16 protein-coding genes are annotated in these 12122 nt (G+C 52.5%); 11 read left to right on the top strand and 5 right to left on the bottom strand.

The features are described from left to right. Window positions 1–11 precede the first annotated feature (11 nt). Entirely contained in the window at window positions 12–200 is a 189-nt protein-coding gene (locus ACTJKB_RS04580; protein ID WP_440832060.1) for a DUF6954 family protein, read from the top strand. A gap of 25 nt (window positions 201–225) precedes the next feature. On the opposite strand, the gene ACTJKB_RS04575 is transcribed toward ACTJKB_RS04580, so the two are convergent. From ACTJKB_RS04575 to ACTJKB_RS04565, 3 genes are read right to left on the bottom strand one after another with little or no spacing between them, the layout of a single operon-like run. Beyond that, the gene (locus ACTJKB_RS04575; RefSeq protein WP_440832058.1) at window positions 226–1101 is read right to left on the bottom strand and encodes a TIGR03943 family putative permease subunit; all 876 of its coding nucleotides are present in this window, start codon (window positions 1099–1101) and stop codon (window positions 226–228) included. 29 nt (window positions 1102–1130) lie between these two features. After that, complete coding sequence (locus tag ACTJKB_RS04570) at window positions 1131–2120, bottom strand: permease (protein WP_440832057.1); 990 nt, start codon at window positions 2118–2120, stop codon at window positions 1131–1133. Further along, complete coding sequence (locus ACTJKB_RS04565) at window positions 2117–3157, bottom strand: CobW family GTP-binding protein (protein ID WP_440832055.1); 1041 nt, start codon at window positions 3155–3157, stop codon at window positions 2117–2119. The genes ACTJKB_RS04570 and ACTJKB_RS04565 overlap by 4 nt, the downstream gene beginning before the upstream one ends. Before the next feature lie 199 nt (window positions 3158–3356). On the opposite strand from ACTJKB_RS04565, the gene rpmG reads away from it, so the two are divergent. The 9 genes from rpmG (at window position 3357) to ACTJKB_RS04520 (ending at window position 9671) form a co-directional block, all read left to right on the top strand. Next, on the top strand, window positions 3357–3506 hold the full coding sequence (gene rpmG / locus ACTJKB_RS04560; protein ID WP_074086058.1) for a 50S ribosomal protein L33: 150 nt from the start codon (window positions 3357–3359) through the stop codon (window positions 3504–3506). 65 nt (window positions 3507–3571) lie between these two features. Continuing rightward, window positions 3572–4777 carry a GTP-binding protein gene (locus tag ACTJKB_RS04555; RefSeq protein WP_440832054.1) on the top strand — a complete coding sequence of 402 codons (1206 nt, stop codon included), beginning with the start codon at window positions 3572–3574 and terminating at the stop codon, window positions 4775–4777. Window positions 4778–5082: 305 nt separating this feature from the next. Further along, the gene (locus tag ACTJKB_RS04550; RefSeq protein WP_074112773.1) at window positions 5083–5790 is read left to right on the top strand and encodes a metal ABC transporter ATP-binding protein; all 708 of its coding nucleotides are present in this window, start codon (window positions 5083–5085) and stop codon (window positions 5788–5790) included. After that, a complete protein-coding gene (locus ACTJKB_RS04545) occupies window positions 5736–6569 on the top strand; it encodes a metal ABC transporter permease (protein WP_440832725.1) in 834 nt (277 codons plus the stop codon). The genes ACTJKB_RS04550 and ACTJKB_RS04545 overlap by 55 nt, the downstream gene beginning before the upstream one ends. A 20-nt stretch (window positions 6570–6589) precedes the next feature. Then, window positions 6590–7642 (top strand): metal ABC transporter substrate-binding protein, encoded by a 1053-nt coding sequence (locus tag ACTJKB_RS04540; protein ID WP_440832052.1) that lies wholly within the window; start codon window positions 6590–6592, stop codon window positions 7640–7642. Between the two features lie 42 nt (window positions 7643–7684). Continuing rightward, window positions 7685–7954, top strand: coding sequence for a 30S ribosomal protein S14 (gene rpsN / locus ACTJKB_RS04535; RefSeq protein ID WP_440832723.1), 270 nt, complete (start codon window positions 7685–7687; stop codon window positions 7952–7954). A gap of 189 nt (window positions 7955–8143) precedes the next feature. Then, the gene (locus ACTJKB_RS04530; protein ID WP_440832051.1) at window positions 8144–8302 is read left to right on the top strand and encodes a DUF6157 family protein; all 159 of its coding nucleotides are present in this window, start codon (window positions 8144–8146) and stop codon (window positions 8300–8302) included. After that, window positions 8272–9030 carry a GNAT family N-acetyltransferase gene (locus ACTJKB_RS04525; RefSeq protein ID WP_440832049.1) on the top strand — a complete coding sequence of 253 codons (759 nt, stop codon included), beginning with the start codon at window positions 8272–8274 and terminating at the stop codon, window positions 9028–9030. Before ACTJKB_RS04530 ends, ACTJKB_RS04525 begins: the two co-directional genes overlap by 31 nt. 14 nt (window positions 9031–9044) lie before the next feature. After that, complete coding sequence (locus tag ACTJKB_RS04520; protein ID WP_440832047.1) at window positions 9045–9671, top strand: class I SAM-dependent methyltransferase; 627 nt, start codon at window positions 9045–9047, stop codon at window positions 9669–9671. A 59-nt stretch (window positions 9672–9730) separates the two neighbouring features. On the opposite strand, the gene ACTJKB_RS04515 is transcribed toward ACTJKB_RS04520, so the two are convergent. Together ACTJKB_RS04515 and ACTJKB_RS04510 are read right to left on the bottom strand one after the other, a co-directional pair. Next, window positions 9731–10537, bottom strand: a complete 807-nt coding sequence (locus ACTJKB_RS04515) for an MBL fold metallo-hydrolase (RefSeq protein ID WP_440832046.1) — start codon at window positions 10535–10537, stop codon at window positions 9731–9733. 294 nt (window positions 10538–10831) lie between these two features. After that, a complete protein-coding gene (locus ACTJKB_RS04510; protein WP_440832044.1) occupies window positions 10832–11416 on the bottom strand; it encodes a helix-turn-helix domain-containing protein in 585 nt (194 codons plus the stop codon). Window positions 11417–11617: 201 nt separating this feature from the next. On the opposite strand from ACTJKB_RS04510, the gene ACTJKB_RS04505 reads away from it, so the two are divergent. Then, the gene (locus ACTJKB_RS04505; RefSeq protein WP_440832043.1) at window positions 11618–11905 is read left to right on the top strand and encodes a Dabb family protein; all 288 of its coding nucleotides are present in this window, start codon (window positions 11618–11620) and stop codon (window positions 11903–11905) included. Window positions 11906–12122: the final 217 nt, after the last annotated feature.

Below are 12122 nucleotides of genomic sequence, written 5' to 3'. Positions count from 1 at the left end.
GGGGCTTGTGAATGAGAGGGCTTTTGTATGTGCTGTTTGCAATTCTGTATCTGTTGACCACATTCTTCGGCCTGGGTCCGGTGCTATTCGCCGACGGCTCCGCCAAAGAGCGGACGCTCACCCTAATCGTGGTTCTTGTGATCTATGCGGCGATTACAGTTTGGCTGCGGTTCATCCTGAAGAGGCTGCGCAGGCGTTGACACACGAAGATTTTAAAGGCTGAGGTTATTCAGCCATGAGTCCGGGTTCATGGATCTCAGCCCAGGCAGCCACCGAGTCAGCATTGGTATAGACATAGGGAGTGGAGGGAGGCGGAACCGGAACAATGCTGTCGGGTATTATTTCTATGACTTCCTTGCCCTGATAAAACGACATATGGAGCTTGCCCCTAACCTCAATCCAGGTATCAGCGGGCAGGCTTATTTGCGTTGCGGGATCAAGGAGGATGCCCAGGGGAGTTGCATCCGCCGTACAGCACTGCACCAGAAAGCGGCTAACTGCATACGCCTTTTTGGACCCTTCCCCGTTCTCCTGATACAAAAATCCGGTCACAGTTATCAATTTGCCCTCAAATTGCGGCTTGAACAAGTCGATAGCTCCCAGGGTTTCCGAAAAAATCTCCGGATACACCTGGATTACAGGCTGCACATACAGCTTCCCGGCGAGCTCGGCGAACTCCTCCAGGTAAGGACTTGCGGCATTGAATTTCACATGCTCAGCGGCTTCCTCGGCAATGTACGATAAGGCGATACCTTTCTTGGCCGCTGCCTCACTGCCTAGCGAGCGGTCGGGAAGGAGGAAGCCGAGCAGCAGCGGGAACAGAAACAGGCTGTACAGCATGGCGCTGCCCAGTCCGGATCTCGGCAGGCGGTGCTCGCAGTCGCAGAGCAGCGTGCTTTTGCCGAATAAAGCCTGGATTCCGAGACTTAGCGCCATCAGTGCCAGCGGTACCGGACAAAGGCGAATCCAGCGTGCCAGCTTGGGGGCGACATAGTAATGCAGCGCATCCTGCTGAACCAGGTGCCCGATATAGAGCGCGAAGAGCAGCAGGACCAGCGACCTGAATCCATAGTGCAGCCGGATGCTACGGGAGTCATTCATATGCGGACCTCCTGAACGTTCATGAAGTGTCATAGCCACAGTGAGGCTAGAACGGAAGAGATAAACACAGCAGAGAAGATCAGAAAAAACAAATAAAAAGCAAATTTGGTCTTGAATAGCGAGAGCAGCATCAGAGAGTTTTTGAAATCGAGCATCGGTCCCAGCACCATAAAGGCTAGCAGGGAGCCGCTGGGAAATGTATGCAGAAAAGTGGAGGCAACAAAAGCGTCTGAGGTAGAGCATAGCGAGAGCACATAGGCCAGCCCCATCATGAACAGATAGGAGCCCAGCGGCTTCCCGCCAATGGCGGCCAGGCTGCCTTGATCCATAAAGGTCTGAATGCCGGAGGTGAGCAGACAGCCGATAATTAGATATTTGCCCATTTCAAAAAACTCTTCCGACGTATGCACGAATACAGCAACCAGTTTGCCGCCGCGCGTACTGCGTTCATGAATTTCTCCGCCCTCCCGGCTGATCGAGAGCCGGAGCGGTGATTTGCGGACGGTGGCATACACCACAAAACCGATCACGGCGGCCACGAGAAAGGCCAGTCCCATCCGTGCGTAAGCCAGCTCCGGATGGGCACGGAAGGCCGTCAATGTGGCTCCGTAGACGACTGGATTCAGGATTGGACCCGACAGGATGAAGACGATGGCCACGTATAGCGGCATCCCTTTATGCATCAGGCGGCGGACCAGCGGGATCATCCCGCATTCACATACAGGGAAAAGAATGCCAAGCAGGCAGCCGAACAGGATCGCCGGGACCGGACGACGCGGAATCCAGCGTGAGATCATCTCATCCGGTACGAATACACGAAGGAGTGAGGAGAGTAGCGCTCCCAGAAGGACAAACGGCAATGCTTCCAGCAGAATGCCGATAAATCCGGTTTTAAAGGCTGCGGTATAGGCATTGTCCAGCACCTGCGGGTGACCCGGAAGCCAGAGGACACCCGCTGTAATCAGGAAAGCGGCAGGAATCAGCAGGGGCAGCATTTTGAGCGGTGAAAGGGTGGTCAAGGCTGCTGGAACAAGGCGGACCAGCGGTCCGTCAGCTGCTTCTCGTCCAGATGTAGTCCGATGAATACCAGATAAGGCTGACCGGGATAACGCGAGAACTCCCAGTTGCAGCGGTTTCCTGCGTATTGGACCAGTTGGACCCCGTCCTGCCCGGCGAGCCGGACATGCCCCTTGGCTCTCACCAGGCTGTCTCCCCATTCACGGAAAAAGCCCTCAAGCTGCTCCATCCGGATTCCGTTTGCCGCTTCTGGCGGAAAAGTCAGTGTCACAGCCGCTACTTGCGAATACGAGGCCTGCTGAGCGGATTCCGGTTCCTGCACAGCGGTTGCTCCTTGTCCGCCATGGAGACTATTCATCCGCTTCAGTGTGGTGCCGTTCATATCGCTGCGCCCGCGCTGTGGCACCGAAGTACGCTGTTCACGGGGGATGATACCTGCCAGCAGCGGAGTGAGATTGATTTCGCTGTAATGTGTAAATACGATCTCGGATTCTGCATTATGACGACTGGCCATTTTTTCAATCCGCCATAGGGTTTCCGGTTCCACGAGGTCGCTCTTGTTGACAATAATCAGATCGGCGCTGGACAGCTGGCGGCGCAGTGTCCGCACAAGCTGCTTGTCGGCAGAGAAGCGGCTTCCATATTCCAGCACATTCTCCGCATCCAGCACGGTTATGGAGTAGTGCAGCTTCAGCCGCTCGCTAAGCGAAGGCTCCAGCAGTGATTTGGCGATTTCCTCGGGGTCGGCAACGCCGGTAAGCTCGATGAAGATCACATCCGGCCGACGTGAGAGCAGCAGGCCCAGAGTTTTTGGAAGTTCCTCCTTGCGGCTGCAGCAGACGCAGCCGTCCAGGAGCTTTTCGACAATGGTGCCGCCATGCTCCTGCAGAATGTAGCCATCGACATCCTTTTTACCCAGTTCATTCATTACAACACCGGGATTCAGCCCTCTTGCCTTACTCTCCTTAAGTAGCGTGAGCAGCAGCGTTGTTTTGCCACTCCCCAGAAATCCGCTCAGGATTATTACCGGTATCTTCATGTTTCTCCCTCCTGCTACATTCCTGCTATTGCAAGAATCATATTTTCATAATTCCATCTATACGTAATAGATCTGCCAGAAAGACCACAAATCTAAGAGAGTTGAAATTTTTTAGGGTTGCTGTTGACAGTGAACAGAATAAACCTGTAGAATGTTTAAATCGTAATAATTACGATTAAAATGAAAGGAGCTGATGTTTGTGAGAGTTATCGTGACACTGGCCTGTACAGAAACCGGCGACCGCAATTACACCACCACCAAGAATAAGAAGACTCAGCCGGGCCGAATCGAGATGAAGAAATACAGCCCCCGCTTGAAGCGGGTTACGCTGCACCGTGAGACCCGATGATCGACGGATCGTTGTAAGACAAGCTGTAAACCTATAACATCTCAGGCGAGATAAGGAGATAATCTATGAATCCCATTCCTGTTACCGTGCTCAGCGGATACCTGGGCTCAGGCAAGACCACATTGCTTAATCACATTCTTCACAACCGGGACGGCCTGAAGGTGGCCGTAATTGTCAATGACATGAGTGAAGTCAATGTGGATGCGGGCCTGGTGAAATCAGGCAACACCCTTTCCAGGACGGAGGAGAAGCTGGTTGAAATGTCCAATGGCTGCATTTGTTGCACGCTGCGTGATGACCTGCTGCGTGAAGTGCAGAGTCTGGCGGCGGAGGGGCGTTTCGATTATATTCTGATCGAGTCCTCCGGCATCAGTGAACCTGTGCCTGTAGCCCAGACGTTTACCTATGCCAATCCTGAGCTGGATATTGATCTGACCGCTCTGGCCAGACTTGATACTATGGTTACCGTAGTTGATGCCAACCGCTTCTGGCATGATTTTGCTTCGGGCGACAGCCTGATTGACCGTGGTACTGTTGCCGGAGAAGGGGATGCCCGCGATATTGTTGATCTGCTTATCGATCAGATTGAAACCTGTGATGTCCTGCTGTTGAATAAATGTGATCTGGTGGAGGAGCGGGAGCTGAACAAGCTTGAATCTGTGCTGCGGAGACTACAACCTGCCGCAAAGATCATCCGTACGGTTAATGGTGTGGTTGATCCCAAAGAGATTCTGAATACAGGACGGTTCGATTTCGAACGAACCAGCATGTCCTCCGGCTGGATTGCGGAGCTGAACAAGGAGGAGCATACACCGGAGACGGAAGAATACGGTATTAGTTCCTTTGTGTACCGCCGCAGAGCGCCTTTTCATCCGCAGCGGCTAAGCTTCTTCTTCAGCAATTGGCCGGAAGAAGTGGTTCGGGCCAAAGGGCTGGTTTGGCTGGCGGCCAACGGTGACCTTGCCGCAACGATTAGCCAGGCGGGGCCCTCGATCCAGTTCGGCCCTGCAGGCTACTGGCTGGCAACGCTGCCTGAGGAGCAGCAGCTTGAGGTACTTGCCACCGAGCCCGATATGACAGCCAGATGGGACGAGCGCTGGGGCGACCGCATGAATGAGGTCGTATTTATTGGCATCGGAATGAACCGGGCGGATATTGAGGCCCGGCTGGACAGATGCCTGTTGACCAGCGGTGAGATGCAGCAGGATTGGAGTAGCTTCAATAACCCGCTGCCTTGGCCAGCCGGGGAAAGGGTCGCAGCCTCGGAGTAAGCAGGCTTAAACCAATCTAATTGGAGCGGAATCTAGAGCTGGAGTTTGGAATCATGGAAAGAGCCGGGATCATGAATCTGTGATTCCGGCTCTTTTGCATGAGGATAACCTGACAACTAGAGTGGGCGAAATATGACGTTGATTTATCAATGGTTCGTGACTCTAATCATAATTATTACGATTAATCACTCGTTTTGTATTTACAAATCGTAATTATTACGATAATATCATTGGAGTTAATACGTAATTATTACGAATAACCTCGTCCGAAACAGACGCGAAAAGATAAAGGGAGGGGATAAGCCGTGATTTTATCATCCATGAAGGATGTGGTATTCGGTTACGGAAATGAGCCGGTCATTGACAACCTGTCGCTCGATATTGAAGCCGGGCAGTTTATCGGGATCACCGGTCCGAACGGAGCAGCCAAAACCACACTGCTCAAGCTTCTGCTCGGTCTGCTTCGGCCTTGGAGCGGAACCGTTTCTCTTAACAAGGAGATGACGGAGGGAGGGAAGCTTGTCATCGGCTATGTTCCGCAGCAGGTCGCTTCCTTCAATGCCGGATTTCCGAGCAAGGTCATCGAACTGGTCCGGTCCGGCTGCTATCCGAGGCTGGGGTTGTTCGGACGTTTTACGAAGGAGCAGGAGGAGCTTGTGGAGCGGAGTTTGCGGCAGGTGGACATGTGGGAATACCGGAACCGCAGGATCGGGGAGTTGTCCGGCGGGCAGAAGCAGCGTATCTGCATCGCACGGGCACTGGCCCAGCAGCCGCAGGTACTGGTGCTGGATGAACCGGCAACAGGCATGGATATCGGGAGCCGCACCGGATTTTATAAGCTGATGCGTCATTATGTCAGCAACCACGGCCGGACGGTCATTATGGTCACACACGGTCTTGAAGAGACTAGTCCCTATCTGGACACCACGATTAGTCTGGAACGAAAAGAGCAGGAGGGCTGGACATGCTTGGTTACGAATTCATGCAGCGCGCATTTTGGGCCGGGGGCCTGATCGGCATTATCGGTCCGCTGCTGGGTGTATACCTGATGCTGCGCGGGCAGGTGCTAATGGCCGATACGCTATCTCACGTGTCGCTTGCCGGCGTAGCGCTGGGTTCAGTGCTGCAGCTGAATCCGGTGCTCAGCGGATTTGCAGTGGCAGTGGCCGGTGGCCTTGTCATTGAGCAACTCCGCCGTTCTTACCGTACATACAGCGAGCTTCCGGTAGCGATCATAATGACCTCCGGCCTTGCGCTGGCTGTAGTACTGATGAGTCTGAAACAGAACCTGAGCCGGAGCTTCAGCTCTTATCTGTTTGGCTCCATCGTCGCTGTCAGTAATACCCAGCTGGGGCTGATTGCCATAGTGGCTGCAGTGGGCCTATTGTATTTCATTCTTCTTCGGCGTCCGCTCTACAGCCTGACCTTTGACGAGGAGACTGCCTCGATCAGCGGTGTTCACACCGGCTTGTTGTCATTCTCATTTGCTGTGCTGACCGGCATGACGGTAGCAGCGGCGATGCCTGTTGTCGGCGTACTTCTCGTATCCGCGCTGATTGTCCTTCCGGCGTCCATCGCTTTGCGGATTGCATCCGGTTTTACCGCCGCCATTCTGATTTCAGTCGGTGTTGGCCTTGCGGGTGTTTTCAGCGGCCTGACCGCTTCATACTACATCAACACACCGCCCGGAGGTACGATAGCCCTCATTTTATTATGCTTTCTCTTGGGTGCCATTTCCATTCAGAAGCTGATGGCAGTTCGAAGACGCCGCAATGTCCGTAAGTCCACATAAAAAAGGAGCTTGATCCCAATATGCTGAGTTTTAAAATCCGCCACCTTGCCGTTCTTTCCCTAGCCCTAACCCTGATTGCCACGGGCTGTAACAGTAACAAAACCCCAAGCAATGCGGGAAGTTCCGCCCCTGCTTCATCCGGAAGCACAGAGCCGCCAGCCGCCGGTACCGATGTCAAGGCGGACAAGCTGGACATCAAAGTCAGCTTTTACCCGATGTATGAGTTCACCAAAAATATTGTCGGCGATTTGGCCGATGTGGAAACGCTGATTCCAGCCGGAGTAGAGCCGCATGACTGGGAGCCGACGGCTCAGGATATGGCTGAAATATCTGCTGCCGACGTGCTTGTATATAACGGTGCCGGTATGGAGGGCTGGGCGCAGCAGGTGATCGGCAGTGCTTCCGGCACCCCGCTGGTTGCTGTTGAAGCGAGTAAAGGGCTGAATATTATGGAAGGTGCGGAAGAGGAAGAAGAGGATCACACCGGAGCGGAAGATGATCATTCTCATGAAGAAGGCGAACATGCCAATGAAGGCCATGACCATGGCGGTCTTGATCCGCATGTCTGGCTGGCACCTTCTCTTGCCATCAAGGAGGTTCAGACGATCACCGCCGCTTTGTCCGCAGCTTCTCCTGAGAATGCTTCAACCTTCAAATCGAATAGTGATGCCTATATCGCCAAGCTGGAGCAGCTTGACCGGGATTTTAAGGAAGGTCTGAAAGATACAAAGCGCAAAGACTTCATCACCCAGCATGCCGCCTTCGGCTATCTGGCGAAGGAGTATGGCCTGACGCAAGTCCCTATCGCCGGTCTTTCTCCGGAACAGGAGCCTTCCGCCGCCCAAATGGCCGGTATTGTGGAGTTCGCCAAGGCGCATGATGTGAAAACCATCTTTTTTGAAACCCTGGTATCATCCAGTGTCGCAGATACGGTCGCCCGGGAGATTGGTGCCAAGACCGCGGTGTTGAATCCGATTGAAGGCTTGACCGATGAGGACCGCAGTAGCAATCTGGATTACTTGAGCATTATGCGTAAGAACCTCGAAGCGCTGAAGACAGCGTTGAGCGAATAGAGTTAGATGCAATACACCAATGAAGGGGGAAGATGGAGCAGTATGGCCAAGAAATCGAAGATCGTAAAGGAAATGAAGAGACAGGGGCTGGTGGCGGAATATGCTGACAAACGCAGAGCGCTGAAGGCTGAGGGGGATTACATGGCTCTGCAAAAGCTGCCGCGCGATTCGTCGCCTACCCGGCAAAAGAACCGTTGTGCCGTTTCCGGCAGACCCCGGGGATACCTAAGCAAGTTTCAGGTTTCAAGGATTGTTTTCCGGGAGCTTGCGCTCAAAGGCCAGATCCCCGGCATTACCAAATCAAGCTGGTAACCGCTTTGACTGCACACCAGTTTCACATAGAACGGCTGTTTCTCTGCTTAAGCGGAGAGATGGCCGTTTTGCTGTATATTTAAGGTTTTACCAAATATCGGGCCGTTAGACTTTGCTTGATGAAGCAAGGTGAATTATGATAGTAGACAAATGTAACCTACCTTGAAGGAGGCCAGATCATGAGCCTCCATGATGCCCAAAAGGTACGGCTGGGGTATCCACTATAATCGTGAGGGGAAAATCGCCCTGTATGGCAAAGAGTCCCCGGAATATGATCATTTCACATCCGGGAAAATGACAAAGAGGAGCATCGAACTTTGCATAAATATATTGAAGAAATCACGCTGAATACCTGGCCTGCGGAGCAAAGTGTGCTGCTGGAGGGCTGGGTACTCCGCACCTCGGCAGGCTACACCAAACGTGCGAATTCAGTAAATCCGCTATACGGACTGGATGCACAGCAGAGCGGACTGGAAATCATGGACAAAATCCGCCTCGCCGAGCAGTATTATGCGGGTGCCGGGCTGAACACCGTGTTCAAAATCACTCCCTTCATCCAGCCCGGAGACCTGGACGAACGCTTGGCGGAGCAGGGCTACGAGATCGTGGAGCCTTCGTCTGTTAGGACTCTGGATCTGCAGGATCTGCCCGCTCCAGCTGGAAGGTACAATGTCCAAATCCGGGAGGAGCTAACAGTAGACTGGCTGGAGGCTTTCGCGGAAATGTCAGATCTGTCATCTGCTAGCCGGGATACCCTGCGAAGAATGCTGTCCGCTTCCTCTTTGAAGCAGGGATATGCCCTGTTGCTAAAGGATGATATACCAGCGGCTTGTGGGCTAGGTGTAATCCAGCACGGGTACATCGGACTATATGATGTATGTACAGCTCCTGCATTCCGCCGGCAGGGGATGGCGGAGGAAATGCTGCGCAGCCTGTTGAACTGGGCCAAAAATCTGGGGGCGGCCCATTCTTTTCTTCAGGTGGTGCAGGCCAATGCAGGGGCTTCAGCACTATATGACAAGCTGGGCTTCCAGGAAATTTATCAATACTGGTACAGAGTGAAAAGCCGGCATTAGGAGGAGAAAACCGTATGTCAGAGTATTGGAGTACAAGATTTGCCCGCGAGGGTATGATCTGGGGGAATCAGCCGAGTCCATCGGCTTTTCAGGCCAAAGCTTGGTTTCTTGAGCACGGAGTACAATCCGTTTTGGTTCCCGGTGCTGGATATGGACGCAACACCAAGGTGTTCTCCTCTGATATGGATACTTATGGGGTAGAACTCAGCCACGCTGCCCTGGAACTTGCCGCAGCGTGGGACGGTAGAACCCGGTTTATTGAAGGATCGGCATTGGAGCCTCAGCTGGACATTAGGGTAGATGCAGTATATTGCTATGATGTCCTTCATTTATTTCTTGCCGCAGAGCGCCGACAGCTCATAGATGCCAGTCTTGCGCAGCTCCGGCCCGGAGGTCTGATGTATTTCACCAGCTTCTCTGATGAAGACCCGAACAATGGCCAGGGGATAATGCTGGAACCGGGCACATATGAATATAAGGAAGGAAAGTACGCTCACTTTTTCAGCGATGCGGATTTGCGGGAGCATTTTGCCGCGGTGGAGATTGTGGAGACGGGAACCTTTACCGAATCGCTGCCAAGCCCCGGAAGCGGGACACATGAGTACATATTGAGGGCTATCCTCGCGCGTAAAAGAAAATAGGAATAAAAGGAAATCATTGCAGGGCGCGGCCCCATATGATGTACAGGCCGCGCCGGGAATTAGACGAATTTCCCCTGAGTGGGGACCGATAGCTCCTTGAATGTCTTGCATAAATGGGCGAATTCCGTGGACAGCTCGGGCACGGACATGGGCAGTCCATGTCCGGTTATTACGATCCTCGGGTCAAGGAGAGCGAGCTTGCGGACGGACTTCTCCGCTTCTACCCAGTTCGTTGTGAAATAGGCCGGAGGACCGTGCAGCTCCTTGTGCTGGGTGATGACTGCAAAAGCCGACTCCTGCTTGACAGTGATCACGGCATCCCCGGCAATAAGCACCTTATCGTCAGGCCGGAAAAGAGAAATATGGCCAGGACTGTGGCCTGGTGTATGCACCCAGGTCCAGCCTTCCGCGTAAGGGACCGTGCCATTTTGCGGAAGCGGATGAACAGCATCCCCAAGATTAATCCCCCTGTGCGGGTATAGCGGCGATACAGTGGCCATGAGGCCTCCGCCTACAGCAGGGTCAGCTGGAGGATAATCCCGGGAGCCTGTGAGATAAGGAAGCTCCAAGCGATGTGCGTACACCGGAACCCCTTTCCATTCCTCCAAAAGCTCCTTTAGATTGCCAACATGATCAAAATGACCATGTGTCAGGACAATGGCTGCCGGCGGCTTGCCGAACCGCTCCCAGGAAGTTTGAAGAATGCTCCCTGCGAAATTGCCTAGTCCGGTGTCAACCAGGATCCAATCTGATGCAGAATGACCTATATAGACAACGTTGACAAATAATGTCCGAAGACCGGCTACACCCTCTGCTACATCCCAAGAGTCGGTCAGGCCGGCCGTCAATATTCCATTCAATTCCACCCGCGCACCTCCTGTGTTTTTATGAAGATTAATCTGGACGTCTTCTTGTAGTATGACCTTTTATTAACATATACATTAAAGGTTTCACGCTGAGGAAGCAGAGGAACACCAAAAGGCCCTCTTCCAAAGGAAGCAGGGCCTGGTGATGGTATAATAAGCAGTTATGCGCAGTTGCAGTATGTAGCTTGCGGCTTTCCAGATTTCTCGCTGAAACGGATACCTGAAAGCGAAACGCAGAATCGCTGCTTCGAAAGCATACGCTTTTTTAACAGATGGCGAGGCCGTTGCTACTTGTTAACGCCGTTCGCAGTCAGCAAACAGGATATGGCGCGGAATATGGAAGAAATTCTCGGCTTTTTCCTGCAGCGCCAGTGTAGGAAGGTGGCATTGATGCAGCCATTTGCGGAACGTTCCGGGATGGACTCCAATCCAAATGCTGACATCTGTAACGGAAAAATCATATACCATGCACAGCCCCGTAAGAATCACATTACTCTGAGGGGAATGGGCATTGGCTCTTTTCATGAAGCGTGAAGGCGTCGGCTGGCATACAATCGGACTTTGCCGCAGAAGAGCCTCATTGAACAAGATATGGGACGGATAGCCTAGAATACGGCAGACCTTCTCCAGATTGGTTCTGGAAGGAATACGTCCTTCATAGACCCATGCGCTAACGCTGCGCGAAGAGACGGAGAGCTCTTCCGCAAGCCGGGACAGCTTCATGTCTTTAGCCATCAGAATGGCAAGCAGCACACGGTTGCGGATTTGGCTGCGCTTCGGCCGGCGGAATCTTTTGACCCGTACACCTTGTCCAAGATATTTGCGGTTGATCAGAGACCAGGCCTGAATTTTATGTGATTCTTGCTGATTCTTAGGCATAATTCCTCCGATATACTGATTTAATAATTTAGTAAATATTCTGGGTCGGCTTTATATGACTTTAACATTTTGGTTACACTTTCGTCCAGGGTGAAATGCTTGACGGTCCGCCTGTGCTTAAGTTTCTTTCAGAAGTGATGCTGGTATGATATATTTTTAGTAATCTATTTTACAATACTTAAGGCGCAGGGAGCGATATAGATGATTAAGCACATTGTATTCTTCAAATTAAAAGACCGTGCTCCGGAAAAAGTCCAGGAAACCGTAGCGGTGCTCCGGAACATGGAAGGCAAGATTCCACAGCTAATCTCCATCGAGGTGGGGGCTGATCTCATTCACTCTGAGCGTTCTTTTGATATTGCGCTGGTGACGGTAGTTGCATCTATGGAGGATTTACAGGCGTATCAGGTGCATCCGGCCCATAAGGAAGTCATTGCACACATCAACGAGGTCAAAGAAGTCTCATTTGCCGTGGATTACGAAATCTAGGAGAGAATGCAGAATAAGGCGGGAACCGCCATCAATACCGGAAGGTGTGACGTCTATGCGAGAGCTTGAATACCCGATGGAAGCGTTAACCTATTTGGTCGTATTTCTGGCCGCGTGCATCATTATGCTGTTCTGGCTGAAACGCCGTGGCAAACGGGGGAAATAGTTCGGACTCTGCTAGCCGCTCAATTGCCACATCACCTGATTTGGAGGGTCT

This window comes from Paenibacillus sp. 22594 (assembly GCF_052044425.1).
Lineage (GTDB): Bacteria > Bacillota > Bacilli > Paenibacillales > Paenibacillaceae > Paenibacillus_AQ.
The sequence above is the reverse complement of the archived record's forward strand: the minus strand, read 5'-3'. Positions and strand labels throughout refer to the sequence as shown.

Coding starts and splice junctions, on each gene's coding strand:
- ACTJKB_RS04580 (WP_440832060.1), top strand. CDS start 12: ATGAGAGGGCTTTTGTATGTGCTGTTTGCAATTCTGTATCTGTTGACC.
- ACTJKB_RS04575 (WP_440832058.1), bottom strand. CDS start 1,101: ATGAATGACTCCCGTAGCATCCGGCTGCACTATGGATTCAGGTCGCTG.
- ACTJKB_RS04565 (WP_440832055.1), bottom strand. CDS start 3,157: ATGAAGATACCGGTAATAATCCTGAGCGGATTTCTGGGGAGTGGCAAA.
- ACTJKB_RS04555 (WP_440832054.1), top strand. CDS start 3,572: ATGAATCCCATTCCTGTTACCGTGCTCAGCGGATACCTGGGCTCAGGC.
- ACTJKB_RS04540 (WP_440832052.1), top strand. CDS start 6,590: ATGCTGAGTTTTAAAATCCGCCACCTTGCCGTTCTTTCCCTAGCCCTA.
- rpsN (WP_440832723.1), top strand. CDS start 7,685: ATGGCCAAGAAATCGAAGATCGTAAAGGAAATGAAGAGACAGGGGCTG.
- ACTJKB_RS04530 (WP_440832051.1), top strand. CDS start 8,144: ATGATGCCCAAAAGGTACGGCTGGGGTATCCACTATAATCGTGAGGGG.
- ACTJKB_RS04520 (WP_440832047.1), top strand. CDS start 9,045: ATGTCAGAGTATTGGAGTACAAGATTTGCCCGCGAGGGTATGATCTGG.
- ACTJKB_RS04510 (WP_440832044.1), bottom strand. CDS start 11,416: ATGCCTAAGAATCAGCAAGAATCACATAAAATTCAGGCCTGGTCTCTG.
- ACTJKB_RS04505 (WP_440832043.1), top strand. CDS start 11,618: ATGATTAAGCACATTGTATTCTTCAAATTAAAAGACCGTGCTCCGGAA.